The 24,399-nt window shown below is 71.9% G+C and carries 20 protein-coding genes; 13 read left to right on the top strand and 7 right to left on the bottom strand.

Annotated features, from left to right (window positions below):
- Nucleotide 1: 1 nt before the first annotated feature.
- Nucleotides 2-1,810 (top strand): ABC transporter ATP-binding protein, encoded by a 1,809-nt coding sequence (locus AB0E05_RS15055; RefSeq protein WP_361963235.1) that lies wholly within the window; start codon nt 2-4, stop codon nt 1,808-1,810.
- A 13-nt stretch (nt 1,811-1,823) separates the two neighbouring features.
- Here the strand turns inward: AB0E05_RS15055 and AB0E05_RS15050 are convergent, their stop codons facing one another.
- Nucleotides 1,824-2,906: an NAD(P)-binding domain-containing protein gene (locus AB0E05_RS15050; protein WP_361963233.1), complete on the bottom strand. Its 1,083-nt coding sequence runs from the start codon at nt 2,904-2,906 to the stop codon at nt 1,824-1,826.
- A 203-nt stretch (nt 2,907-3,109) separates the two neighbouring features.
- Between AB0E05_RS15050 and AB0E05_RS15045 the strand changes: the two genes are divergently transcribed.
- The 5 genes from AB0E05_RS15045 (at nt 3,110) to AB0E05_RS15025 (ending at nt 9,820) form a co-directional block, all read left to right on the top strand.
- Entirely contained in the window at nt 3,110-4,669 is a 1,560-nt protein-coding gene (locus AB0E05_RS15045) for an ABC transporter substrate-binding protein (protein WP_361963231.1), read from the top strand.
- Nucleotides 4,666-5,730, top strand: a complete 1,065-nt coding sequence (locus AB0E05_RS15040) for an ABC transporter permease (RefSeq protein ID WP_361963229.1) — start codon at nt 4,666-4,668, stop codon at nt 5,728-5,730. Before AB0E05_RS15045 ends, AB0E05_RS15040 begins: the two co-directional genes overlap by 4 nt.
- Nucleotides 5,727-7,718 (top strand): dipeptide/oligopeptide/nickel ABC transporter permease/ATP-binding protein, encoded by a 1,992-nt coding sequence (locus AB0E05_RS15035; protein ID WP_361963227.1) that lies wholly within the window; start codon nt 5,727-5,729, stop codon nt 7,716-7,718. The genes AB0E05_RS15040 and AB0E05_RS15035 overlap by 4 nt, the downstream gene beginning before the upstream one ends.
- Before the next feature lie 11 nt (nt 7,719-7,729).
- Nucleotides 7,730-8,497: an ATP-binding cassette domain-containing protein gene (locus tag AB0E05_RS15030; RefSeq protein WP_361963225.1), complete on the top strand. Its 768-nt coding sequence runs from the start codon at nt 7,730-7,732 to the stop codon at nt 8,495-8,497.
- A gap of 99 nt (nt 8,498-8,596) precedes the next feature.
- Entirely contained in the window at nt 8,597-9,820 is a 1,224-nt protein-coding gene (locus tag AB0E05_RS15025; RefSeq protein ID WP_361963472.1) for an ATP-grasp domain-containing protein, read from the top strand.
- On the opposite strand, the gene AB0E05_RS15020 is transcribed toward AB0E05_RS15025, so the two are convergent.
- Nucleotides 9,817-10,566 carry a methyltransferase domain-containing protein gene (locus tag AB0E05_RS15020; RefSeq protein ID WP_361963222.1) on the bottom strand — a complete coding sequence of 250 codons (750 nt, stop codon included), beginning with the start codon at nt 10,564-10,566 and terminating at the stop codon, nt 9,817-9,819. The two genes, AB0E05_RS15025 and AB0E05_RS15020, sit on opposite strands and share 4 nt — an antisense overlap.
- A 100-nt stretch (nt 10,567-10,666) precedes the next feature.
- On the opposite strand from AB0E05_RS15020, the gene AB0E05_RS15015 reads away from it, so the two are divergent.
- From AB0E05_RS15015 to AB0E05_RS15005, 3 genes are all read left to right on the top strand, one after another.
- The gene (locus AB0E05_RS15015) at nt 10,667-11,701 is read left to right on the top strand and encodes a dipeptide epimerase (RefSeq protein WP_361963220.1); all 1,035 of its coding nucleotides are present in this window, start codon (nt 10,667-10,669) and stop codon (nt 11,699-11,701) included.
- An 83-nt stretch (nt 11,702-11,784) separates the two neighbouring features.
- Nucleotides 11,785-12,531, top strand: a complete 747-nt coding sequence (locus AB0E05_RS15010; RefSeq protein ID WP_361963470.1) for a class I SAM-dependent methyltransferase — start codon at nt 11,785-11,787, stop codon at nt 12,529-12,531.
- Nucleotides 12,528-13,745 carry an MFS transporter gene (locus AB0E05_RS15005; RefSeq protein WP_361963218.1) on the top strand — a complete coding sequence of 406 codons (1,218 nt, stop codon included), beginning with the start codon at nt 12,528-12,530 and terminating at the stop codon, nt 13,743-13,745. Before AB0E05_RS15010 ends, AB0E05_RS15005 begins: the two co-directional genes overlap by 4 nt.
- 78 nt (nt 13,746-13,823) lie before the next feature.
- On the opposite strand, the gene AB0E05_RS15000 is transcribed toward AB0E05_RS15005, so the two are convergent.
- A complete protein-coding gene (locus AB0E05_RS15000; RefSeq protein WP_361963216.1) occupies nt 13,824-14,432 on the bottom strand; it encodes a sigma-70 family RNA polymerase sigma factor in 609 nt (202 codons plus the stop codon).
- A 163-nt stretch (nt 14,433-14,595) separates the two neighbouring features.
- On the opposite strand from AB0E05_RS15000, the gene AB0E05_RS14995 reads away from it, so the two are divergent.
- From AB0E05_RS14995 to AB0E05_RS14980, 4 genes are all read left to right on the top strand, one after another.
- Nucleotides 14,596-15,603 carry a MerR family transcriptional regulator gene (locus tag AB0E05_RS14995; RefSeq protein ID WP_361963214.1) on the top strand — a complete coding sequence of 336 codons (1,008 nt, stop codon included), beginning with the start codon at nt 14,596-14,598 and terminating at the stop codon, nt 15,601-15,603.
- A 303-nt stretch (nt 15,604-15,906) separates the two neighbouring features.
- Nucleotides 15,907-17,118 carry a lycopene cyclase family protein gene (locus AB0E05_RS14990; RefSeq protein ID WP_361963212.1) on the top strand — a complete coding sequence of 404 codons (1,212 nt, stop codon included), beginning with the start codon at nt 15,907-15,909 and terminating at the stop codon, nt 17,116-17,118.
- Complete coding sequence (locus tag AB0E05_RS14985) at nt 17,115-17,849, top strand: methyltransferase domain-containing protein (protein WP_361963210.1); 735 nt, start codon at nt 17,115-17,117, stop codon at nt 17,847-17,849. The genes AB0E05_RS14990 and AB0E05_RS14985 overlap by 4 nt, the downstream gene beginning before the upstream one ends.
- Entirely contained in the window at nt 17,846-19,414 is a 1,569-nt protein-coding gene (locus AB0E05_RS14980; RefSeq protein WP_361963208.1) for an FAD-dependent oxidoreductase, read from the top strand. The genes AB0E05_RS14985 and AB0E05_RS14980 overlap by 4 nt, the downstream gene beginning before the upstream one ends.
- Before the next feature lie 46 nt (nt 19,415-19,460).
- Here the strand turns inward: AB0E05_RS14980 and AB0E05_RS14975 are convergent, their stop codons facing one another.
- The 4 genes from AB0E05_RS14975 to AB0E05_RS14960 are packed head-to-tail and all read right to left on the bottom strand — an operon-like array spanning nt 19,461 to nt 24,160.
- Nucleotides 19,461-20,471: a DUF5914 domain-containing protein gene (locus AB0E05_RS14975; RefSeq protein ID WP_361963206.1), complete on the bottom strand. Its 1,011-nt coding sequence runs from the start codon at nt 20,469-20,471 to the stop codon at nt 19,461-19,463.
- Complete coding sequence (locus AB0E05_RS14970; protein WP_361963204.1) at nt 20,468-21,463, bottom strand: phytoene/squalene synthase family protein; 996 nt, start codon at nt 21,461-21,463, stop codon at nt 20,468-20,470. Before AB0E05_RS14970 ends, AB0E05_RS14975 begins: the two co-directional genes overlap by 4 nt.
- Nucleotides 21,450-23,021 carry a phytoene desaturase family protein gene (gene crtI, locus AB0E05_RS14965; protein ID WP_361963202.1) on the bottom strand — a complete coding sequence of 524 codons (1,572 nt, stop codon included), beginning with the start codon at nt 23,019-23,021 and terminating at the stop codon, nt 21,450-21,452. The genes AB0E05_RS14970 and crtI overlap by 14 nt, the downstream gene beginning before the upstream one ends.
- Nucleotides 23,018-24,160: a polyprenyl synthetase family protein gene (locus tag AB0E05_RS14960; protein WP_361963200.1), complete on the bottom strand. Its 1,143-nt coding sequence runs from the start codon at nt 24,158-24,160 to the stop codon at nt 23,018-23,020. Before AB0E05_RS14960 ends, crtI begins: the two co-directional genes overlap by 4 nt.
- Nucleotides 24,161-24,399: the final 239 nt, after the last annotated feature.

Here is a 24,399-nt window from a genome sequence, read left to right as displayed (position 1 = left end):
CATGCGCCCCGAACCGATCAGTTGGACACCACCGGCCAAGCAGCCGGAGCAGCCGCCCGCGCAGGTGCGGCGGATCCTCCGGCTCTTCCGTCCCTACCGCGGCCGGCTCGCCCTCGTCGGGCTGCTCGTCGGCGCGGCGTCCCTCGTCTCCGTCGCCTCCCCGTTCCTGCTCAAGGCGATCCTGGACACCGCGATCCCCCAGGGCCGTACCGGCCTGCTCACCCTGCTCGCCCTCGGCATGATCCTCATCGCCGTGCTGACCAGCGTCTTCGGCGTCCTGCAGACCCTGATATCCACCACCGTCGGCCAGCGCGTCATGCACGACCTGCGCACCGCGGTCTACGCACAGCTCCAGCGCATGCCGCTGGCGTTCTTCACCCGCACGCGCACGGGTGAGGTCCAGTCCCGGATCGCCAACGACATCGGCGGGATGCAGGCGACGGTCACCTCCACCGCCACCTCCCTGGTCTCCAACCTCACGGCCGTCGTCGCCACCGTCGTCGCCATGCTCGCCCTGGACTGGCGGCTCACGCTCGTCTCGCTGCTGATGCTGCCGGTCTTCGTCTGGATCAGCCGCCGGGTCGGCCGCGAGCGCAAGAAGATCACCACCCAGCGGCAGAAGCAGATGGCGGCCATGGCCGCCACGGTCACCGAGTCCCTCTCCGTGAGCGGCATCCTGCTGGGCCGCACCATGGGCCGCTCCGACTCGCTCACCCGCTCCTTCGCCGCGGAGTCCGAGCGACTGGTCGACCTCGAAGTGCGCGCCAGCCTCGCCGGCCGGTGGCGGATGTCCACCATCGGCATCGTGATGGCCGCGATGCCCGCCCTGATCTACTGGGCCGCGGGCTTCGCCCTGCAAGGCGGCGCGACGATCTCCCTGGGCACCCTGGTCGCCTTCGTCACCCTCCAGCAGGGCCTGTTCCGGCCCGCGGTCAGCCTGCTGTCCACCGGCGTCGACATCCAGACCTCGCTCGCCCTGTTCCAGCGCATCTTCGAGTACCTCGACCTGCCCGTCGACATCACCGAGCCCGACGAGCCCGTGCGGCTGGCGGAGGTCCGCGGCGAGGTGCGCTTCGAGGGCGTGGACTTCGCTTACGACCCCCAGCAGCCGGCGCTCACGCTCGACGGGGTCGACGTCACCGTCCCGGCGGGCGGCAGCCTGGCCGTCGTCGGCCCCACCGGCTCCGGCAAGTCCACGCTCAGCTATCTGGTGCCCCGGCTGTACGACGTCACCGGCGGTCGCGTCACCCTCGACGGGGCCGACGTGCGCGACCTGGACTTCGACACCCTGGCCCGCACGGTGGGCGTGGTCTCCCAGGAGACGTACCTCTTCCACGCCTCCGTCGCCGACAACCTGCGGTTCGCCAAGCCGGACGCCACGGACGCGGAGATCGAGGAGGCCGCGCGGGCGGCCCAGATCCACGACCACATCGCCTCGCTCCCCGAGGGCTACGACACGGTGGTCGGCGAGCGCGGCTACCGCTTCTCCGGCGGCGAGAAGCAGCGCCTCGCCATCGCCCGCACGATCCTGCGCGACCCGCCGGTGCTGATCCTCGACGAGGCGACCAGCGCGCTCGACACCCGTACCGAACTCGCCGTCCAGGAAGCCATCGACGCGCTCTCGGCCGGCCGCACCACGATCACCATCGCGCACCGGCTGTCCACCGTCCGGGACGCGGACGAGATCGTGGTCCTGGACGCCGGCCGGATCGCGGAGCGCGGCGACCACGAGGCGCTGCTCGCGCTCGACGGGCGCTACGCGGAGCTGGTCCGCCGGGACGCCCGTACGGCGGCGCCCGTCATCCCGTGACGGACGCACCGCCTCACACCAGCGCCGGCGCCCGCTCCAGCAGCTCCTCGACCTCCCGCACCGCGGCGCGCCCGGCCCGATTGGCACCGATCGTCGATGCCGACGGCCCGTACCCGACGAGATGGACGCGTTCGTCCCGTACGGCGCGGGTGCCGTCCATCAGGATCCCGCCGCCGCTCTCGCGCAGCCGCAGCGGCGCCAGGTGGTCGAGGACCGCGCGGAAGCCGGTGGCCCACAGGATCACATCGGCCTCCACCGCACGCCCGTCGTCCCAGGCCACCCCGGTCGGCGTGATCCGGTCGAACATCGGCAGCCGGTCCAGGATCCCGCGCTCGCGCGCGGCCCGCAGCGCGTCGTTGAGCGGCAGCCCCGTCACCGACACCACGCTCTGCGGCGGCAGCCCGAGCCGCACCCGTTCGTCCACCTTCGCCACCACGGCCCGCCCTACGTTCTCGTCGAACGGCCCCTCGCGGAAGACCGGCGGCCGGCGGGTCACCCAGGTCGTCTCCGCCGCGTGCTCGGCGATCTCCAACAGGTGCTGCGTCCCCGAAGCCCCGCCGCCGACCACGACCACCCGCAGCCCGGCGAACTCCTCGGGCCCCGGATAGTCGGCCGTGTGCAACTGCCGCCCGCGGAAGGTCTCCTGCCCCCGGTAGCGCGGCCAGAACGGCCGGTCCCACGTGCCCGTCGCATTGATCAACGCCCGCGCCGACCAGTCCCCGGCCGAGGTCTCCACCAGCAGCCGGCCCCCCTCGCCCTCCCGTACGGCCGCCACGTCCACGGGCCGCTGCACCCGCAGGTCGAACCGCTCCTCGTACGTCGCGAAGTACTCGCCGATCACCTCGGACGAGGGACGCGCGTCGTCCGCGCCCGTCAGCTCCATCCCGGGCAGCGCGTGCATGCCGTGCACCCTGCCGTACGTCAGGGACGGCCAGCGGAACTGCCAGGCGCCACCGGGCTCGGGGGAGTGGTCGAACACCACGAAGTCCCGCCCGGGCACCAACCCGACGCGCCGCAGATGATAGGCGCCGGACAGCCCTGCCTGCCCGGCGCCGACGACGACCACGTCCACGTCCCGCGCCCCGAAGTTGTTCATGCTTCTACCAACTGGCCGCCCGGCGGGATTCTTCCCGCCGTCCCGTCCCGTCCACCGGCCGGGACACCGTCCCCGTGCCCGCATGCGGTGTTGCCGGCGATCGGGGAATCGGTCGACGGCGGGAACCATCCGCACGGGGCCGTCGACTACTCCCGCGGTGGGAGATGCCCCCCTGCCACGGTTACCGTCTGCCAGGAGTGTCCGTGTTACGACCCCGCGCTTCTCTCGCCGTCCTCGCCGCCTCGATCGTGCTGATCGGCGGGTGCGTCGCCGGCCCCGATGAATCGGGCTCCACCACCACAGTGCTGCGCATCGGTCTGAGCGAGGAGTCCGGACCCCTGGACCCTCATGCCTTCACCGGTAACTTCCTCCTGCTCGACGCGGTTTACGAGCCGCTCGTCACCTACGCGGAGGGCGGGCGGCTGAAGCCGGGACTCGCGGAGTCGTGGGCCGTCGCCAAGGACGGCAGGAGCGTCAGCTTCGACCTGCGGGACGGTGTCACCTTCACTGACGGGAGTCCGCTCGACTCCGCCGCCGTGAAGTGGAACTTCGACCGGTGGGTGGGCAAGAAGGAGTTCACCTTCTTCCGGGCCTCCCAAGTCATCTCGGCCGTGGAGACCCCGGACGAGGACACGGTCCGGCTGACCCTCTCGGAGCCGTACGAGCCGCTCCTGCAAGAACTGTCGATCGTCCGTCCGGTGCGACTGCTCAGTCCGAAGGCCACGACAGCCGACGGCACGTTCCACAAAGCCGTCGGAACCGGGGCGTGGAAGCTGGAATCCAACTCCGCGACAGGAGCCAAGCTCGCACGCAACGACGCCTACTGGGGGACCCGACCGAAGCTGGAGCGGGTCGAGTTCAAAGTCCTACCGGACTCCCAGGCGCGCCTCGACGCACTCGGCAACCGTGAGATCGACCTCATCGGCGGCGCGTACATGGCCCCCATCACACCGGTCGAGGCGAAGACGCTGAGCCGACGTGGAGACATCACGTCCTTCGTCGGCGAGCCGGACGTCTCGATCATGCTCGGATTCAACGCCGACGGCCCGGCCGGAGACCGAGCGGTGCGCGAGGCGGTGCGCCAGGCCATCGACACCACCGCCTTGACCAAGGCGCTGTTCCAGGGCTACGGCAGGCCCGCACGGCGGGTGTTCCCCCCGAACGTCCCCGAGTCGGGGACCGACCTGCCGGAACACTTCGACCGGGCAGCGGCCCGCAGAACACTGGACGCCGCCGGATACGCCCTCGAAGGCGGCAGCCGGGTCAAGGACGGAAAGCGGCTCTCCCTCAAACTGCTCATCCCCGCCACTCCGGCCCAGGGGCAGCTGGACCCCCGCTCGACGGCCGAGGCCATCGCCGGATTCCTCAAGGAGGTCGGCATCGCCGTCGACATCTCCCCGGTCGACGCCGCCGCCTACTACGACGAGCGGGCGGAGGGCACGTACGACATCACCTTCTTCGAGGGACTCGGCGCGCCGTACGACCCCTCGGGTTCGATCGTCTCCATGTTCACCTCCGGCGCCCGCGGCCCGCTCTGGGTGACGAAGGCCACCGAGAACCTGGTCGACAAGGCACTGTTCGCGGACGATCCCACCGCCCGCGCCGCCGCCTACCAGAAGCTCTACGACGAGGTCGCTGCCGACGCCGGCTTCGTCCCACTGGTCTACCGACCGCGGGTCTATGCAGCCCGGGACAGGGTGAAGGGCTTCGCCGTCCCGCCCACGGACGTCGACCTGGAGCTCACCGGAGTGACGGTCGAATGAGGTCACCGGGTCGGCCGGCGACTGCCGGCGGGCACGTCGCGCGGTGGACCGTCGACACCGTCGGCGTGCTGCTGGCGATGTCGGTGGGCACCTTCGCCCTCGTCCTGCTCGCACGGGGAGACCCCGCGGCGGTACTGGCGGCGACCCGGGCCGGTCGCCCTGCCGTGCCGGAGCAGATCGAGGCCGTCCGCGTGGAACTGGGGCTCGACGACCCGGCACCCGTGCGGTACCTGCGGTGGCTCGCCCACGCCTGCACCGGCGATTTCGGGCGCTCGTTGCGCTCGAACGCCCCCATCGGGCCCGAAGTCGCGGACCGGCTGGGTGTCACGCTGGGACTGGTGGGCGGATCCGCGGTGGTCGCCGTCGTGGTCGGGGTGGGCGTCGGCGTCGCCGGTGCGCTGCTCCGCCGCGGTGTGCTGCGTGGCTCGCTCCGCATCGGGGCACTCCTGGTCAGCTCGATACCGTCGTTCTGGCTCAGCTACCTCCTGGTCCTGTATCTGGCGATCCGCCTCGGGCTGTTGCCGACGTCAGGGATGGCGGGCCCCTCGACGTGGCTGATGCCCATGGCCGTACTGGGGCTGCCGGTGGCCGGCGTGCTCAGTCGGGTGGTCGCCGTCACGCTGCGCGAGGCCCTGGACCAGCCTTACGTACGCGCGGCGCAGGCGCGGGGCAGTGGAACGCTGTCCATCGTGCTGCGGGACGGCCTGCCCAACGCCGCCGGACCGATCCTCTCCGTCGCCGGGTTCGGCATCGGCGGCCTCCTCGTGGCCACCGTCGTGGTGGAGCAGATCTTCGGCTGGCCCGGCCTGGGTGCCTACTTCGTCCATGCCGCCGGCGCCCGGGACGTCCCGGCGCTACAGGCGGCCACACTCGTCATGGGCGGCGGCTTCATCCTGGTCAACCGCTGCGCCGACCTGCTGCAGGGACTCATGGATCCCCGCTCCCGGCGGGGGAGGGACGCTCGTCCCCGCCGTCGGCCCACGCTCCCCGGGAGGAAACCCCCGGGCGGGGACGCGTCGGTCGGCGTTCCCGACGCCCGCAACCGACGGGAGGAGCCGTGACCGGCACGCAGGGACGCCCGGCGGGCCGGGCGCGGATCGGCACGGTTCTGCTGGCCTTGCCCCTGATCCTCTTCGTGGTCGTCGGGGCGCTCGCCCCGGTCCTCGCTCCGGCCGATCCAACGGCCAACGATCTCGCGGCCGGGCTGCTGCCGCCGTCTTCGGAACACCCCCTCGGCACGGATCAGCTCGGCCGGGACCAGCTCAGCCGGATCCTCCACGGCGCACGGATCACGCTCTCGGTCACCGCTGCCGTGCTCGCGGTCGCCCTGACGGCCGGCACCGTGATCGGGGCGATCGCCGGCTACCTCGGCGGCCGGGTCGACCGGGTCGTCTCCCGGGTGATCGACGTGGTGGTCTCGCTGCCCGGCATGCTGGTCACCCTCGCGGTCATCGGGGTACGGGGTCCCGGCGTGGAGAACCTCATCCTCGCGCTGTCGCTCTGGTCGTGGGCGCCGTACGCCAGGATCGCGCGCGCCCGCGTCGCCGACCTGCGCAAGAGCCCGCATCTGGACGCGCTGCGCCTCCTCGGCGCGGGCCGCGCACGCATCCTCGGGAGACATCTGCTCCCGCCGGCACTGGCGCCCTGCCTCGTCTACGCCAGCACCGATGTCGGCACCGTCGTCCTCGGCGTCGCCACGTTGAGCTTCCTCGGCCTCGGGGTCGCACCACCGAGCGCGGAGTGGGGCCAGATGCTCGTCGAGGGACGTGCGTTCCTGGACTCCGCATGGTGGCTCGCCTATCCGCCCGGCGTCGCCGTCACGGCGGTGGTGTTCGCCAGCAACCTGCTCGGCGAGCGGCTGGCGGCCGGCGAGGAGCGCCCCTCGGTCCTCCGTCTGGTCCGTCCGACCCGAACCGGCTCGGTGCGGCCGACCCGTCGGAAGACCGAACCGTCCGCGCGTTCCAGCGTCGCCGGACTGACGGCGCCCCGCGGGCCGGAGGCCACGCGGGGACGTCGTCCCGGGGACGCTCCGGTCCTCCACGTGCGCGACCTCACCGTCACCTACCCGCAGGACGGCGAGCGCCGTCGCGTCGTCGCGGGCATGTCGTACGAGGTCCGTCGTGGTGAAGTCCTCGCCCTCGTCGGCGAGACCGGCAGCGGCAAGACCACGGCCGCGTTGGCCCCGTTCGGCCTGCTGGACCCGTACGCGGTGGTCACCGGCTCCGCCGTGCTGGGGAGCGGAGCCGGGAAGCGCGAGATGGTCGGGCTCTCCCCGGGGGAGCGTCGCCGGATCAACGGCCACCGGGTGGGGGTGGTCTTCCAGGACAGCGGCGCCGTCCTCAATCCGCTTCGTACGATCGGCGCGCACGTCGACGAGGCCGTCCGCAACGCGGGCCGTGGGGGACGGCGCCCCGCGACCCGCCGGGTCACCGAGGAACTGCTGCGCCTGGCCGGTCTGCCCGATCCCACCGCGGTCGCCCGGGAGTTCCCCCACCAGCTGTCCGGCGGAATGCGTCAGCGGGCACAGCTCGCCATGGCCCTGGCCTGCGAGCCGGAGCTGCTGATCGCCGACGAACCCACATCCGCCCTCGACGCCACGGTGCAGGCCCGACTGCTCGACCTGCTGGCACGCCTGCGTGAGGAGTTGGCGATGTCCATGGTCGTCGTCAGCCACGACCTCGGGGTGGTGACGCGCCTGGCCGACCGAGTCGCCGTCGTGTACTCCGGCCGGATCGTGGAGACGGGCCCCCTCGCCCAGGTGCTCACCGCACCCGACCACCCCTACACGCGGGGTCTGCTGGACGCGGTGCCGCGTCCGGGGACGCCACCGGGCACCCGGTTCCGCACCATGCCGGGCCAAGGGGGCAACGGCCCGGACGACACCGGCGGTTGCGGGTTCGCGCCCCGGTGCCCGCTCGCCGTGGCAGCCTGCTGGGAAGAGGCACCCCCTTTGGAGACGTTGGCGGGCACCGCTGCGCACCGGTCGGCCTGCCTGCGTCACCCCGGTGGGCCGGCGGGCACCGTCGGGAAGGGAGACACTTCGTGCTAGAGGTCGTGGGGATGAGCGCGGGCTACGGCGGCCCGAATGCCGCAACGGTGGTCCAGGACGTCACGATGGGCGTGGCGGCGGGCGAGATCGTGGGGTTGGTCGGCGAGTCGGGCTGCGGCAAGACGACGCTGGCGCGTGTGGTGACCGGGCTGCATCGGCCGGGGGCGGGAGTGGTGCGCGTCGGAGGGGTGGACGTGCACGAGATCCGGGGGCGGGCACTTCGAGCGCACCGGCGGCGGGTCCAGATGGTGTTCCAGGACCCTTCTCTCACGCTCAGCCCACGTCAGACGGTACGTCAGGCACTCGAAGAACCGCTGCGCATCCACCGGCTGGGCGACGCGCGGTTCCGGTCGGCGCGCGTCCGTGAACTGCTCGACCTCGTCGGGCTTGGCCCGGAGGTGGGTGATCGCCGCCCCCGGGAGTTGTCCGGAGGACAGCAGCAGCGTGTGGCGATCGCTAGGGCACTGGCTCTGGAGCCACGGCTGCTCATCTGCGACGAGCCGGTCACGGCACTCGACGTGTCGGTTCAGGCCAAGGTGCTCAATCTGCTGTGCGATCTGCGCGACCGGCTCGACTTCGGCTGCTTGTTCATCACTCATGACCTCGCCGTCGTCTCGCAGTTGGCGGACCGGATCGCCGTCATGCGACACGGCCGCATCGTCGAGCAGGGCCCGACCGAGGACGTCACCACGCATCCCCGCCACGCGTACACCCGCAGTCTGCTCGCGGCCGTCCCCACCATGAACGTCCGAGCCGTGGGCGATGCCGTCCAGACCTGATCGCCGACGACCCCGGGGTGCCGGTTCGCGCGGGTGGCAGCAGCCCTCTGGTCCGAGTCCCACGGGAACTTTCCACGGCGCCGGGCCGACATGTCAGGTATGACCATCGCCTGCCTTGAGATGCTCTCCTTCGGCCTCGCCCACCTCGCCCGCGCCGCACGTGAGTCGGGCGAGCGGCTGGTGCTGTTGACCGGTGTGGAGCCGCTGTATCTGCACGAACTCGCCACCCTGCCGGCCGGTTCCGTCGACGTCGTCCCGGTCGACACCGGTGATCGAAAGGCGGTCACCAAGGCCCTCGCATCGATCGAGGACCTCCGTGGTCTCATCAGCTCGACGGACACCTGGGGCGTGACCGGCGCTGAACACGCCGCTGAGTTCGGCTTACCCGGCATCGACCCGGCGGTCATCCGGCTGGTACGCGACAAGGCCCGCGTACGCGACCTCCTCCACGGCAAGGAACTCAGCCCGTTCGGGGCCGCGCCGGTGGAGGAGGCTGCCGCGGTGGACCTGCAGTGGCTCGCCGGGACCGTCGGACTGCCCGCCGTCATCAAGGACACGGCGGGCACCAGCAGCCAGAACGTGTGGCTCGTCCGTGACGCCCGGGACCTCTCGCGCTTCCACCAAGAGGCCCAGGGCGCCGCTCTGTTCGGGAGGCTGTTCGCGGAACCGTTCCTCGCCGGACCGGTGTACAGCGCGGAGACGGTGACCTGGGCGGGGGAGACCAGGCTGCTGGGCCTCTCAAGTCGTCTCATGTCCGCGCAGCCCTGGTTCAGAGAGGACGTGACGGCGTTTCCCGTGGCGCTGCCGCCCGCCGAGCTGAGCGAGATCGAAGCGTGGCTGGGAGAGGTCCTGGAAGCCCTCGGATACACCGACCGTTTCGCCCACGTCGAACTGTGCATGACCGCCGACGGGCCACGGCTGATCGAAGTGAATCCCCGCATCGGTGGGGCGCTGGTCGGTGAGTCCATGTGCCGCGCCCTGGACGTGAACGTGTACGGCGGCCTCGTCGACCTCGCACTCGGCGTCCGACCACGACTGCTCGACGCGCCCCTGTCCGGTGGCCCCGCCGTCGCGTTCGTCCTCGTGTACCCGACTCAGGCGGGCGAACTCGTCGCCGTGCACGGCCTGGAGGAGATCTCCCGCTACCCGGGACTGCCCACGTGGTATCCGACCAAGGCGGTCGGAGCGCACGTCGACCACCTGACCGACGGGCGAGGCCATGTGGGGATCGTGCTCGCCGAGGGCCCCACCGCGGAGATCGCCACGCACCGTGCGGTCACCGCGGCGGGAGCCGTGCACGCCGAGACGCGCCCCCCGTGCTAGAGGCCGTCCGACCCGCGGCTGCCTCGCACGATCAGTCGTCGAGCATGGTTGTCGAAGGGTTCGGCATCGAAGCCGCCGAAACACTCGACGTCGGTGAATCCCGCCTCGACGAGCATCGCCTTCAGCTCGAAAGCGCTGTACAGGGTGTGCTCGACGAACGCCGTTCGCGCCCGGTCTCCCCGGACCAGGATGAAGTCGTCCCGGAATCGCTCCCAGTCACCGAGGACCGTGCCACGGACGATCAGGGTGCCCCCCTCGACATCCAGGATCTGCGGCAGCCCGCCGTCACGGGCCAGGATCTCCTTCCCGTACAGGTCGATCAGAAAGCGGCCCCCCGGCTTGAGGCTCGCCCGCACGTTGCGCAGAACCCGCATGTTCTCGTGGTGATCGGCGAAGAGACCGAAGGAGGTGTGCATGCTGATGGCCAGGTCGAACCGGTCCGGCTCGATGAACTCGCGCATGTCCGCCCGGACGCAGCGCAGTTCCACACCGGCTCCGGACGCCGCTGCCTCAGCGCGTTCGAGCAGGGCGGCACTCAGATCGACACCGGTGACCGCGGCCCCGCGACCGGCCAGCGGAATCGCGTACGTCCCCGGTCCGCAACCGAGGTCGAGCACCGCGGCGTCGGCCGGTACCCGCAGCAGCGGGGACGAGGCGACTCGGGCCCGGGCCTCCTCGGCACGTCCGGCGGAGAACAACACATCCGAGAAATCGACCCACAACGCCTCGTCCTCGAACCATTCCATCGCTGTCCCCTTCACTTGTCATGCGTGTCCACTGTGCAACAAGTCGGCACGGGGACCCGGCAAGTTCCAGCAGACCTCAACGATCAAGAGGGGCTCACCCATGGATCATGATTCCGGCAAGCCCGAACTCGCCGTGCGCCGCGAGTCCCTGCGGCTCATCGAGACCGTGAAGAGCTCCCGCGGCGAGATCGACTCCGTCGACACCTGCATGGTCACCCTCACGTACGGCGGGCTGTCCGCCTACGGCGAGGGCACACCGACCGAGTACAACGGAGTGACGGCGGACGACGTCGTGGACGCCGTCGAAGCCCAGGGCGCCCACGTCCTCGGCCCGAACCTGAAGGATCCACAGGACGTCCTCGACCGCATCGAGGAGTGGGACGCGCCTGCGGGCGCGCGGATGGCGCTGGACGGCGCGGTCCACGACTGGATCGGCAAGGCCGCCGGCCAGCCGACCTGGAAGCTGCTGGGCATGCCCAGAAGCCTTGGGCCCACGGTCTACACCATCAGCATGGCGAGCCCGGACGAAGCCGTGAGCGCGGTCCGCAAGGCTCCGGACGTGGGCGCGCTCAAGGTGAAGGTCGGCGGGCCGGACGACCTGGAGGCTCTGGAGGCGATACGGAAGGTCACGACGCTGCCGGTCCGCATCGATGCCAACGAGGCGTGGGACCTCGACACCGCTCGTGCCCTCACGCCCCGGCTGCGCGAACTCGGCATCCAACTCATCGAGCAGCCGTTTCCCACCACGGCCGTCGACGACTACCACCGTTACCGCGAGTTGGCGGACCGGTTACCGGTCTTCCTCGACGAGGGATGCACCGACGCGGCGAGCGTCCTCGCAGCGCGGACGTACGCCGACGGCATCGTCGTCAAGCTGTGCAAGGCCGGTGGAATCCGGGGCGCGCGGCGGGTGATGGAGGCGGGGCGGGAGGCCGGGCTCCAGGTCATGCTCAGCTGCATGTGCGAGTCCGAGCTCGCCATCAGCCAGGCCGCACAACTCGCACCGCTGGCCGACCACATCGACATGGACGGTCACCTCTACCTCAAGGACCCGCCGTTTCGGGGACTCCGCCTCGAAGACCGCGGGATCGTCCTGGGCGATGCACCCGGCCTGGGCGTGCTGCCTTCACGTTGATCGCCGTACGGGCCGCGGGAACTTCTCCCGCCGGAACACGACATGTAGGAAGGACGCGTGTGCGTCGCACGACGGGAGGAACGATGGACTGGTACGAGGACCTGAGCCTGTGGTCCGGCTTCTCCGCGGTGCTCTTCTCCCCCGAGAGGGAGCGGCAGGCCGCCGAGGTGGTGGCCACGTCGCCGCTGCTCGCGTTCCCCGCGGGCAGCCGCGTGCTTGACCAGTGCTGCGGTGTCGGTGTGTTCACGGTGCCCCTGGCCCACCAGGGCTACCGGATGACCGGTGTGGACCTCCATGCCGAACTGCTCGAACGGGCCGCCGACGTGTGCACGGAGGCCAAGGTCGAGGCGTCGTTGATCCAGGCGGACGTGCGCGAGTACGTGGCGCCGGGCGCGTTCGACGTCGTGCTGAACATGTACACCTCGTTCGGCTACTTCGACGACCCCGAGGAGAACCTCCAAGTCCTGCGCAACGCCCACGATTCGCTGGCTCCAGGCGGACGGCTGATCGTGGACCTGCTGAGCAAGGAGACCTACGCCTCCTGGGTCGGCCCACCGAAGGTCGTCGACGTGCCCGGGGGCATGGTCGTGATGCGCGACCGCATCCTGGACGACTGGTCCCGGTACCGAACCGACTGGACGTTGGTGCGGGGCAACACGGCCGAGCACTCCTCGCTCACCTGCTACGTCTACAGCGCCACGGAGTTGCGGGCCATGTTCGAGCAGGCCGGCTTCCAGAGCGTCGAGTGCTTCGGAGACTGGGACGGCCGCCCGTACGACGGCGGAGCCACTCGCCTGATAGTGCGGGGAAGCAAGGCGCGATCGGCGTGACGTCCACGCGCCGGAAGGCGCCGGGCGGGTCCGTCCCGTCCGGCGTCCGCTCGTTCACCGGCACCCAGCGGGCGCTGCTCGGAAGCGGCTTCCTCGTCAATCTCGTCAGCTTCTCCGTCTACCCCTACCTGGCGGTCCTGCTTCGTGACCGCATGTCGTTCGGTATGGGCCAGGTGGGAGTCGTCCTCGGGCTGGCGACCTTCGTGCAGTTCGCCGGAGGCGTGCCGGGCGCTGCCCTCGCCGAGCGCATCGGGTTCCAGCGATGCCTGTTGATCTCGATGGTCCTGCAGACGCTCGGGTCGCTGGGCTTCGTCGTCGGCGGGGCGTGGCCAGCCGTGACGATCGCCGCCCTGTTCCTGCGATCGGGGGCCACGGCTCTCTACTCACCGAGTGTCAGGGGCTACACCGTCCACGGCGCGAGCCAGGACGAACGGCCACGCCTGGTGGCCGCGAGCTACGCCACGGGCAACGTCGGCATCGCGCTCGGCCCGATGGTGGGTTCGCTGTTCATTCACGAACCCGGTGCGATGTTCGTCGCCGCCACCGTGCTGCACGCGGCCATGGTGATCGCTCACGTGTTCCTGCCCCGGGAGCGCCGGGACGACCGCGAGGTGATCGAGCCGGTGCGCCGAGCCCTTCGGGGCCTTGCCGTCCTGCCCTTCGCCGTAACGGCTCTGACGCTCTACCTGCACATGCACTTCTACCAGTATCTGTCGTCCTATGCCGAGGGCAGGGTTTCCACCGTGTTCTACGGCGCGGCCATGATGGGCTATTCGCTGGTACTGGTGGTGCTACAGCCCCTGATCGCCGACCGCGTCGAGCAGATGCCCTACCCGAACGCGATGACGCTCGGCTTCGGCGGCCTGGGAATCGGCATGATCGCGTTCACCGGGGGGCACGAGGTGACGTTCGTCGTCGGCATCCTCGCGATAGGCGCGGGGAACTCCGTGCTCCTGCTCAAGAACGTCCTCGAAGCGCTCGCCCGAACGAAACGGTCTCCGGCCGTGGTCTTCAGCCACCAGCGGCTGGCCGAAGGCGTCGGCGCCTGCCTCAGCGGGCTGGTCGGCGGAGGGCTCTACTACCAGTTCGAGACTGCGGGACAACTGCCCGGATTCTGGTGGGCCGTCGCCGCCCAGTGCGTGCTGATACCCCCGGTCCTGCTCCTCGTCCACCGCCGCTTCCGGCGCCCTCAGCGTGAAAGGGCAGGCTCATGATGAATCCGGGACGGCTGCGGCTGCCGCGGGTGCGGGACGCCACGGATACGCGTTCGCCGGGTCGCCCCGTCGGTCGGCTCAGGCGCCCGTGCCGTGCTTGCCGTCCTGGCCGATCGCTCGGCGCAGCTGGTGCAGACCCCGACGGGCGTGGCTCTTGACCGTCCCCAGGGGGACACCGGTGCGTTCGGCGATCTGCACCTGGGTCAGGTCCTCGTAGAAGGCCATGCCCAGCACTTGCCGCTGGGCGCGCGGCAGCCGGGACAGGGCCTGGAGGAGCAGCACGCGGTCCAGCACGTCGTCGGGTGAGGCCTGGACCAGCCGGGTGGGCGTGGCGTCGTGCGCGGCCGAATCGGCGACGGCCAGACGCCTCGTCCTGGCCGCCAGAGCATCGACGATCTTGCGGCGGGCGATGCCGACCAGCCAGGCGCCGAGCGCGCCCCGCTCTGGCCGGAAGCCGTGCCGACCGCGCCAGGCACCGACGAAGACCTGCTGGGTCACGTCCTCGGCCTCGTGGGCGTCGCCGAGGGAGCGGGCGGCCATGGTGTGGACGAGCGAGCCCCAGCGCTGGTAGATGGCCGCGAACGCTTCCTCGTCGGCGGCGAGGAGGCCACGGGCCAGATCCTCCTCGTGCCGGGACTCCTCCACGGGCGGGATGAGGGGGGCCGTCGGTCGCGTGTGCGTGCTCATGACCTGATTCCTCCTGCCGTGTGTCGTGCCGGGGGCGAACGGCCGTACGCCGGACGGCACGTTCGCCGGGCCGCCCTGGAGCCGCCGTGCGCGTACCGGCCAGTCTTGGACGCACAAACGACGCAGGCAACATGCATCGTTTGTGCGTCGTACAGTGCGGAACGTGAGCGCGGCGACGGGTGACAGCGAGAACCGGGACGGCGAAGGCGGTTCCCAGGCCGGCGGGTTGACCACCGGAGAGGTGGCGCGGCGGCTGGGAGTGGCCCCCACCACGATCCGTACGTGGGACCGTCGCTACGGGCTCGGCCCCGAAGCCCGCGCAGACGGCCGACACCGGCGCTGGACCGCGAGGGACGTGGCGCGGCTGGAGCTGATGTGCACATGGACGGCGACCGGAGTGCCACCGGCCGAGGCCGCACGCCTGGCACGTCGCGGGGAGCAACCGACGACGGTCCTGGCCGGGCGTACGGCCGGCAGGACACCGCAGTCCCCGACCTCCGGCCGCAGCCGTGCGGGGAGCGGACTGCGGCTCGGCGACGTGCGGCAGGAGTGCAGGGGCATCGCCCGGGCCGCCCTGCGCCTCGACGCCGTCGCACTGGACGAACTGCTGTGCACCGCGATCGCCCGGCACGGACTGGTCGCCGCCTGGACCGAGGTGATGGTGCCGACGCTCCAGGCCGTCGGTCGCAAGTGGGAGACGTCGGGGGAGCGGTACGTCGAGGTCGAGCACTTCCTTTCCTGGCACGTCTCCAGCGCGCTGCGGCGCACCGCGCCCACCACGGTCGCCGACCGTCCCGGAGCCACCACGCTGCTCGCCTGCCTCCCGGGGGAGCACCACACGCTGCCGCTGGAGGTGCTGTCAGCGGCGCTGGCGGAGAGGGGCGTTCCCGTGCGGATGTTCGGCGGCGCCCTGCCCGTCGAGTCGCTCGTCGCCGCGGTGCGCAGGACGGGTCCCGCCGCAGTGGGGCTGTGGGCGCAGTCCCGTACCACCGCCAGCAGGCCGCTGGCTCAGCACGTGGCCGGCATGGAGTGGGGCGTGCGGGGCGCCCGTCGCGGACCGGTCGTCCTGACCCTTGGACCGGGCTGGACGGGGCAGGCGGTGGCCGGCCTGGCGCGTCCGGCGGGACTCGCCGAGGCCGTCGCCACCCTGGAGTCGGTGGTCGCTCCGTGACGAGTCGCCGTCCACGTCGGCCGTGGCGCCTGGCCTTGCCCGACCGAACGTGGTCCGCTGGTCCCTGAGGTCTCGGCTGCGCCACTCGTCGTCGATCGCGGGTGACTCCGCTGGAGCTGTCCGCCGACGTGGAACGGGAGCGATGACGGCGGAGGGCCGTTCGTGATCGACCGCATCCAAGGCGGGCCCGGGGCCCGAAGTACACACCGATGGGAATGACGTCGTCGGCTCTGTTCCAGGAGGGCAGTGTGGAGCTCAACGCCGAGCTGCTGCGTACGCACCCGGACGCAAGGCCCTAGCACGGTGACTTCCCGCGACGCCGAAGCGTCCGACGCCGTCGTCGTCGGGGGTGGCGCGGCCGGACTCAGCCTCGCGCACCGGTTGGTGGAGACCGGCGCCGCCTCCGTGACCGTGATCGAGCCGCCGGACGGACCGCTGCGCCCGGCGGAGCGGACCTGGTGCTACTGGCACGCGGGCGTCGACGGCCTCGAAGAGGCCGTCAGCGCCTCCTGGTCCGCACTGCGCGTGCACGGAGCCGACGGCAGCCCCATCACCGTCGAACCGGCCCCGCTCACCTACCGCATGGTGCGCTCCACCGACTTGGAACGCATGGTCCACGGCCGTCTGGCGGGCTCGGACGGCGGGCGTGTCCTGCGCGCCACGGCGCAAACGGTGCACGCCGTGCCCGGCGGGGCGGAGGTCCACTGCACGCTGCCGGGAGGCCGGTGCGTGACGCTGCACGCCCGCCGCGTGTTCGACTCAAGGCCGCTGCCCGCCCCACCGCCGGCGCGCACGCGTCTGCTCCAGCACTTCCGAGGCTGGTTCGTGCGCACCGAAGCCGACCGGTTCGATCCGGCGGTCGCGGATCTGATGGACTTCCGGGTCCCCCAGCCGGCCCACGGGCTCGCCTTCGGCTATGTCCTGCCGCTGGCGCCGGACCGGGCGCTCGTGGAGTACACGGAGTTCTCACGCAGCCTGCTGACAACCGAGGCGTACGAGTCGGCACTCGGTCACTACTGCCGTCACGTCCTCGGGCTCGGTGCGCTCACGGTGGAGCAGACGGAGCAAGGGGCCATCCCCATGACCGACGCCCGCTTCCCACGACGGGACGGGGCCGTGATCCGCATCGGCACCGCGGGCGGCGCCACCCGTCCGGCCACCGGCTACACCTTCGCCGCGGTACAACGACAGAGCAGGGCCATCGCCTCCGCCCTGCGCCACGGGCGCGGCACCGTCCCCGCACCCCACGGACGGCGGGCGCTGGCCATGGACGCGATCCTCCTGCGCGCTCTGGACACCGGGCGCGTCAACGGCCCGGACTTCTTCACCAACCTCTTCCGCCGGGTCCCGGCCGAGTGCCTCCTGCGCTTCCTCGACGGCAGCACCTCACTGCGGGAGGAGTGGGGCATCGGGCTGTGCACCCCGACCCGGCCCATGCTGTCCACCGCGGCCGAACTGCCCTTCCTGCCCCGCCGCCCCCAGCCCGTCGCACGAATCGGAGAAAGTCACCGATGAGCCTCCTGCGCGACCACGACCTGGCCCGCGCCTTCGACCACGCCGCCCACACCTACGACAAGCTCACCTCCCTCAACCCCGGCTACCGCACCGATCTGCTGCGCTCCGCCCGCCGTCTCGGGCTCCCCGACGGCGGAGCGGGACTCCACCTGCTCGACCTCGGCTGCGGCACGGGCACCTCCACCCGGGCCCTGCTCAGGGCCGCGCCACGGGCACGGGTCACGGCCGTGGACGCCTCCGCGGGCATGCTGCGCCGCGCACTGTCCAAACCGTGGCCCGCGCGCGTGCGCTTCCTCCACCTGACTGCCGAGGAACTCGCGACGGCCGGCGAAGGCCCCTTCGACGCGGTCTTCGCCGCCTACCTGTTCCGCAACGTCACCGACCCGGACACGGTGCTGGAGACCGTTCGGACCGCGCTGCGGCCGGGCGGGCGTTTCGCCGCCCACGAGTACAGCCTCAGCGGCTCACGGGTGCACCGGGCGCTGTGGACGGCGGTGTGCCACGGGCTCGTCATCCCCGCGGGCACGCTCACCGGCGACCGTGCCCTCTACCGTCACCTCTGGCAGAGCGTCATCGACTTCGACACCGCACCCGCCTTCGCCGCCCGGCTGGACCGCGTCGGCCTGACCTCGGTGCACGTCGCCCCCGTCGCCGGTTGGCAGACGGGCATCGTGCACACCTTCCTCGCCCGAAACGGCGGTTCGACCACGGCGGGGGAGAGCGCACGGTGAGCTCCCGCCGCCCTCCCGCAGCCCGACGAGGCCGCGACCGCAAGGCCGAGACCCTGCTCCCCGCACCGGGGGCGGAGCGCTTCCGGCAGGGGGACGAGCCGTCCGTCGCGGTGATCGGTGGGGGAATCGCCGGTCTGGCCGCGGCCACCCTGCTGGCCGAACGCGGCGCCCGCGTCACCCTGTACGAGAAGGAGGACTCGCTCGGCGGCCGGCTCGCCGGTCGGCGCACCACGCTGGCGGACGGCTCCGCCGCCACCATGACCCGCGGGTTCCACGCCTTCTTCCGCCAGTACTACAACCTGCGCGGCCTGCTCCGCCGCACCGACCCCGCCCTGTCCCGCCTCACGCCCCTGCCCGACTACCCCCTGCGGCACAGCGGCGGCCTGACCGACAGCTTCGCCCGCGTCCCGCGGACCCCGCCCCTCAGCGCGCTCGGATTCGTCGCCCTCAGCCCCACCTTCGGCTGGCGGGACCTGGCCGCCATGGATGCCCGGGCCGCGCTGCCGCTCCTCGACGTCCGCGTGCCCGACGTGTACGAACGCTTCGACGACGTCTCCGCCACCGCGTACCTGGAGAGTGTGCGCTTCCCCGAAGCCGCGCACCACCTGGCCTTCGAGGTGTTCTCCCGCAGCTTCTTCGCCGACCCGCGCGAACTGTCCGCCGCAGAACTGCAGCTGATGTTCCACATCTACTTCCTCGGATCCGCCGAGGGCCTGCTCTTCGACGTGCCGAGCGAGCCCTTCCCCCAGGCACTTTGGGATCCGCTCGGCAACTACCTCCAGCGTCTTGGAGTGCGTGTGCGCACCAGCACCTCCGTGCACGAGGTCGTTCCCCGCGACGGCACAGGGGCGGACGTGCGCACCGACGCCGGTACAGACGGCCACCAAGCCGTGGTTCTCGCCCTCGACACCGGAGGACTGCGGCAGACCGTCGCCGCGTCACCCGGCCTGGGCACCACCGGCTGGCGTGACGGCATCGCCGCTCTGCGCACTGCGCCGCCGTTCCTCGTGTCCCGGCTCTGGCTCGACCGGCCGGTCCGTGCCGACCGGCCCGGATTCCTCGGAACCAGCGGCTACGGCGGGCTCGACAACATCAGCGTCCTGGAGCGGTACGAGGGGGAGGCGGCCCGCTGGGCCGCGCGGACCGGGGGCTCGGTCGTGGAACTGCACGCCTACGCCGTCGATCCCGCGGCCGAACGGAAGGACGTGCAGAACACCCTCGTCGACCGACTGCACCAGGTGTATCCGGAGACCCGCGAGGCACGCGTCGTCGACGCTCGACACGAGTGGCGCTCGGACTGCCCCTTCTTCGAAGTCGGTTCCCACCACCGGCGGCCGACCGTGCGCACGCCCCACGCGTGGCTGACCCTGGCCGGCGACGCGATCCGCTGCGACCTGCCCGTCGCGCTCATGGAACGAGCCGCCACCACCGGCTACCTGGCTGCCAACGCCCTGCTCGCCGACCGGGGGGTGCGGGGACAAGTCCTGTGGACGGTCCCGCGGTCGGGCCGTTCCCCCTTGCTCCGGACACTCGGGGGACTCGCGGGCGATCGCCCGTCCCCCTGACAGGTGGCTCTCCGCGCGCACCGGGTGCGGAGAGCCACCCGTTGGCTCACCCGGGGAACCGTCCGGTGCTGCGCAGTGTCCAGCGCCGTTCGGCGTAGGCCAGGTCGTCGCGCCACAGTCGCCCGGCCGTACGGCGTATCAGCGGGCGCAGCGCCGGGGCTGCGGCGCGGGCCAGGGCGAAGCCGGGCCGGTCCGAGGTGGCGATGGTCGCCTCGATCACGGCAGTGCGCGGACGTTCGTGGTCCAGCCGGGTGAGCGGCGTCGCGTGCGTCTCCACCACGGAGGTGACCCCCTCACCGTCCGTGATGCGCATGACGACCGTACGCGGCTCCGGCGCCGTGAACTCGGCCCGCACCGGTACCACCAGCCGCCCGGCCACCCGGAAGGAGACGTCGACGACGAAGGCGTCGTCCTCCTCACCCTCCGGCTCCCTGACCACCGACAGGTCGACGAACGAGTACGGGTGGAACCACGAGCCGTGCCACGGATCGAGCCGGTTGGCCACCACGTCCTGCGGTTCGCACCGCCCCACCGCCGTGAACACCGCGTCCACCCCGCTGCCCGTCGCGGGCCGTTCGGGCACCACGGGAAGCCCAGTTGGTTCCTCTCCGCCCAGCTCGTCCAGCCGTACCCAGACGAGTACGCCGTCGTCGTGCACGGGAAACGGCTGCCAGCGGGCGAACGGAGAACCGTCCAGGGCGAGCCCGTGCCAGTGGCACCGGAGCGTGCCGCACACCACCCGGCTGTCACGCAGGGGAGCGCCCAGATGCGGGCAGGCGCCCGGACCCGCGTGCAGTCCTCCGTCGCCCGCGCGCCACAGCACGACCTCCACACCACCGACCGTCCGGCCGTACGGGCGATCGCCCGCGCGCATGTTCCGGGAAGGGCCGATGACGAACCAGTTGCCCGACGGTCGGGCCGACGCCCGCTTGAGCGCGTCGGCGATGAGCGATGGCCGCGCCTGACGCCAGGTCGGTGTCTGTGCCGCCCAGTCCGGGCGGCAACGTCGACGCCGCAACGGTGGCACCCAACGCCTGCCGCCCGTGCCCGCACTCACCGCACCGGTCCCTTCCACGCGACGGCCGGACCGTCTGCGGCAACCGCCCGGCCCGGGGCACGGGCGTGCCACCGGGCACCGGCCACGCGCAGCACGCCGGCAGCCGCGGTGGCCGCACGACGCCGGCGCGACACCACCGCACGACGATGCAGCACGGTGTAGTCCTGCTCGGCGATCGCGTCGAGGATCCCGCGGTAGAGGGTGAACGCGGCGCGCATGCACGGACGCACCCGCGGATCGAGCATGGCGATGCCCGGCTCCGCCGTCCGGTACACGTCCCGCGTCAGGGCCTCCGCCGCGACGAGAGCGGCCCGGACGCGCGCGTCGCGGCGTCCGGTGCGCCGGCTCCACTCCAGGAGCGGCCGATCCACACCGTGGGCGGCAAGCAGGTCCCCGGGCAGGTAGATGCGGCCCCGGTCGAGATCTTCGCCCACGTCCCGCAGGAAGTTGGTGAGCTGGAACGCCACACCGAGCGCTGCCGCGTGCGGTGCCGCCTCCTGGCGGGGCGTGACCGTACCGAGGACCGGCAGCATCTGCAGGCCGATCACCGCCGCTGAACCGTGTACGTATCCGTGCAGGTCGGCGTAGGTGGGGTAGTCCGTGACGGTCAGGTCGGCACGCATCGAGGACAGGAAGTCGGCGAAGAGCGCGTGGTCGATGTCGTACCGGCCAGCGGTGTCGGCGACGGCTCGGACCACCGGTTCGTCGCCGGCGCCGGTGCGCAGCCCGTCCGCGAGGTCGCCTTCCAGCCGGCGCAGCAGCCGGTCGCGCTCCTCGGCCGTCTGGTGGGTGTTGAGGTCGTCCACGATGTCGTCGGCCCATCGGGCGAAGCCGTACAGGGCGTGCACGGCCGGGCGGCGTTCGAGCGGCAGGAGACGGGCGGCCAGGAAGTAGGTCTTGCCGTGACGGGCGTTGAGCAGTCGGCAGCGGGTGTAGGCGGCGCGCAGCACGGGATCGACGATCCCTGCCGCGTCGAGTTCACGACGGGTCATCAGCACCCACCGGAGCCGGCACGAGGGACTCGTCGGCCGGGGACAGGGGCGGGCGCGCCCGTGCGGGCCGGGGACCGATGCCTCCGGTCACGCGCGCGGCGGCGAGTCTGCCACTGATGAGTACGGTCGGTACGCCGACGCCCGGCGTCGTCCCGCATCCTGCGAGCACCACGTTCTCCACCCCCCGTACGAGGTTGCGCGGGCGGAACGGTCCGGTCTGGGCGAACGTGTGGGAGACCGAGAAGGGACTGCCGGCCGCATGCCCCTGTCCCGCCCAGTCGAGCGGGGTCACCAGGAGCTCCTCCTGGACGCTGTCGGCGAACCCGTCCAGGCCCCGCCGCTCCAGGTCGGCGACCAGGCGGTCGCGGTAGCGGGGACCGAGGTCCCGCCAGGTGGCGGCCGAGGGGCCGACCGCGGTGTTGGGGCAGGGGGCGAGAACGTAGTGCAGGTGCCGTCCCGGCGGTGCCAGGGCGGAGTCGTGGGTGGTGGGCCGGGTGATCAGCAGCGAGGGGTCGCTCATCAGTTCGCCCCTACGGGTCAGTTGCTCGAAGGTGCGTTCCCACGCGGTGCCGAAGGAGATCGTGTGGTGGGCCAGGTGGGGCCAGGTGCGGTCGGTGCCCGCGTGCAGGACGACGGCGGACGGTGAATGACGCAGCCGGGCCGGACGGCGAGGCCGACGTCCCAGCAGCTCGTAGGCGGCGGGCAGCTCGCACGTCAGCACCACCGCGTCGCAGGGGATCCGTTCGCCGGAGGTCAGACGGACGGCGCGCACGCGACCTGTCGAGCGCTCCAACGTGCTCACTTCGGCCGACCAGCGCAGATCGGCACCGGCTTCCGCCGCCGCGTCCGCCATGGCGCGGGGGATCGCGTGCAGGCCGCCCTTCGGGAACCAGACGCCGGCCACGGTGTCCATGTACGCGATCACCGCGTAGGCCGCGAGCGCCCGGGCCGGGGCCACGCCGGCGTACAGCGCCTGGAAGGAGAAGACGCGGCGCAGACGGTCGTCGGCGATGAAGCGGCCGATGCGGTTGTCCAGCCGTCCGAAGCCGCCCAGCGCTGCCAGCCGGGCCAGGTCCGGGTGCAGCAGGTGGAAGGGCGAGTCGAAGTTGGTGTCGATGAAGCGGCGCATCTGCGTCCGGTACAGGCGCTCCAGCCATCGACGCAGGTCGCGGTAGCCGGCCGCCTCACCCGGTCCGGCGAAGCGCCGGACCGCCGCCTCCATCGCCTCACCGTCGGTGTGTACGTCGAGCGATGAGCCGTCCGCGAAGCACGCCCGGTAGGCCGGATGCAGGGCCGTCAGCTCGACGCGGCGGTACAGGCTGTCGCCGACGGCGGCGAACGCCTCGTCGGCCAGATGCGGCATGGTGAACACCGTGGGGCCGGTGTCGATCTCGTATCCGCCCAGGCGCACCCGTCCGGCCCGGCCACCGGGACCGGCGTCCCGCTCGACGAGCGTGACCTGACGGCCCGCACCCAGCAAATGCAGGGCGCAGGCCAGTCCGGACAGCCCGGCACCCACCACGACGACGTGGTCGGTCGGCCCCGGCACCCTCTTCACGCGACCTCCTCCGCACGGCACGGGGCCACGCCCGTCGCGCGGTGGACCAACGCGGCGAACCCGCGGTGTACGGCGGGGGGCGCGCCCGTGCGTTCGAAGTGGCTGAGGCTCATGTAGGTGAGCTCCTCGATCTTCGCCTCCACCAGGTCGTGGGCGCCGGTGCGTCTGAGTGCCGTTCGCACCTGGTCCACGGCGTGCGCGGACTTCGGGGCCGCGTCCGGAGCCAGTCGTGCGGTGGCCTGGTGGTCACCGGCGGCGTCGGCGAGTTGCAGGGCGACGGCGAGAAGGTAGGTGAGTTTGCGGGAGCGCAGGTCGTCGTCGGCGGGCTTGCCGGTCAGTGCCGGGTCGCCGAAGGCGCCCAGGAGGTCGTCACGGAGCTGGAATGCCAGCCCGGCGCACCGGCCCGCCGCCCGCAGGGCGGCCAGCACGTCCTCGTCGGCTCCGGCCAGCGCGGCACCCAGCGCGAGGGGCCGCGCGACGGTGTACTGAGCACTCTTCAGAGTGGCGATGACCAGCGCCTCGTCGACACCGGACGAACGAGCCGCCTGGGCGTGCAGGTCGCGGTACTGCCCGGCGACCATCTCGGTGCGCATCGCCTTCCACTCCTGATGCAGGTGCGGGCCGTGCGGCGTACCGAGTGCCGTCTCCGTCAGCAGGTCGTCCGCCCAAGCCAGCGCCAGATCGCCGGCGAGCACGGCGGCCGACGCGCCGAACGACTCCGCCGAACCGTGCATGCCCGCGGCCCAGTGACTGCGGGCGAGCTGGACCTGTACGGCCGGTGCGCCTCTGCGCTGCACGGATCCGTCCATCACGTCGTCGTGCACGAGGGCGCACGCTTGCAACAGTTCGAGGGCGGCCCCGATCCGCAGGACCTCGGTGGTGTCACCGGACCCGCCCGCGGCCCGCCAGCCGCAGTGCGTGAACGCCGTGCGCAACCGTTTGCCGCCCCGCTCGACCAGCGTGGCCAGCCGGTCGGCCAGCTCCCGGGCGAAGAGGGGATCGACAGCACGGGATTGACGCAGGCGTGCGTCGAGGACCTGTTCCAGGACGGTGCCGACGGCCTGCGCGATGTCACACGCGGTGAGAGGGGTGTGGACACGGTCGGCCGGTGCGACCACCATCGACGGCGTTCCAGGCATGCGCAACCCTCTCTCACTCTCGGACGTCTGCACACCAGTGCTTCCGCCGAGTGCCCCGACACGGATGCGCTGATTCCTTCCCGGAACGGCCGCGCGCCGAGCAGACTCACCCCGCTGGCCGACCGCCGGCAGGATCACGGCGGTCCGTCACCGCGCGCACGTTCCCGGCAGGCCCGGTAGCCGGCGGCATCAGGGCCTGCCTGTTCAGACGTGAGGTTTGCCGGGGTGGAGCGGAGGTA

This window comes from Streptomyces sp. NPDC048057, from assembly GCF_040653095.1.
Lineage (GTDB): Bacteria > Actinomycetota > Actinomycetes > Streptomycetales > Streptomycetaceae > Streptomyces.
Note: the sequence above shows the minus strand (reverse complement) of the source record. Positions and strands in the feature narration are given on the sequence as shown.

Excerpts from the sequence above, each read along its gene's own strand:
- AB0E05_RS15025 (WP_361963472.1), top strand. The coding sequence starts at position 8,597 with ATGACCATCGCCTGCCTTGAGATGCTCTCCTTCGGCCTCGCCCACCTC.
- AB0E05_RS14985 (WP_361963210.1), top strand. The coding sequence starts at position 17,115 with ATGAGCCTCCTGCGCGACCACGACCTGGCCCGCGCCTTCGACCACGCC.
- AB0E05_RS14970 (WP_361963204.1), bottom strand. The coding sequence starts at position 21,463 with ATGACCCGTCGTGAACTCGACGCGGCAGGGATCGTCGATCCCGTGCTG.
- AB0E05_RS15040 (WP_361963229.1), top strand. The coding sequence starts at position 4,666 with ATGAGGTCACCGGGTCGGCCGGCGACTGCCGGCGGGCACGTCGCGCGG.
- AB0E05_RS15055 (WP_361963235.1), top strand. The coding sequence starts at position 2 with ATGCGCCCCGAACCGATCAGTTGGACACCACCGGCCAAGCAGCCGGAG.
- AB0E05_RS15030 (WP_361963225.1), top strand. The coding sequence starts at position 7,730 with ATGAGCGCGGGCTACGGCGGCCCGAATGCCGCAACGGTGGTCCAGGAC.
- AB0E05_RS14960 (WP_361963200.1), bottom strand. The coding sequence starts at position 24,160 with ATGCCTGGAACGCCGTCGATGGTGGTCGCACCGGCCGACCGTGTCCAC.
- AB0E05_RS15015 (WP_361963220.1), top strand. The coding sequence starts at position 10,667 with ATGGATCATGATTCCGGCAAGCCCGAACTCGCCGTGCGCCGCGAGTCC.
- AB0E05_RS15020 (WP_361963222.1), bottom strand. The coding sequence starts at position 10,566 with ATGGAATGGTTCGAGGACGAGGCGTTGTGGGTCGATTTCTCGGATGTG.
- AB0E05_RS15050 (WP_361963233.1), bottom strand. The coding sequence starts at position 2,906 with ATGAACAACTTCGGGGCGCGGGACGTGGACGTGGTCGTCGTCGGCGCC.
- AB0E05_RS15010 (WP_361963470.1), top strand. The coding sequence starts at position 11,785 with ATGGACTGGTACGAGGACCTGAGCCTGTGGTCCGGCTTCTCCGCGGTG.
- AB0E05_RS15000 (WP_361963216.1), bottom strand. The coding sequence starts at position 14,432 with ATGAGCACGCACACGCGACCGACGGCCCCCCTCATCCCGCCCGTGGAG.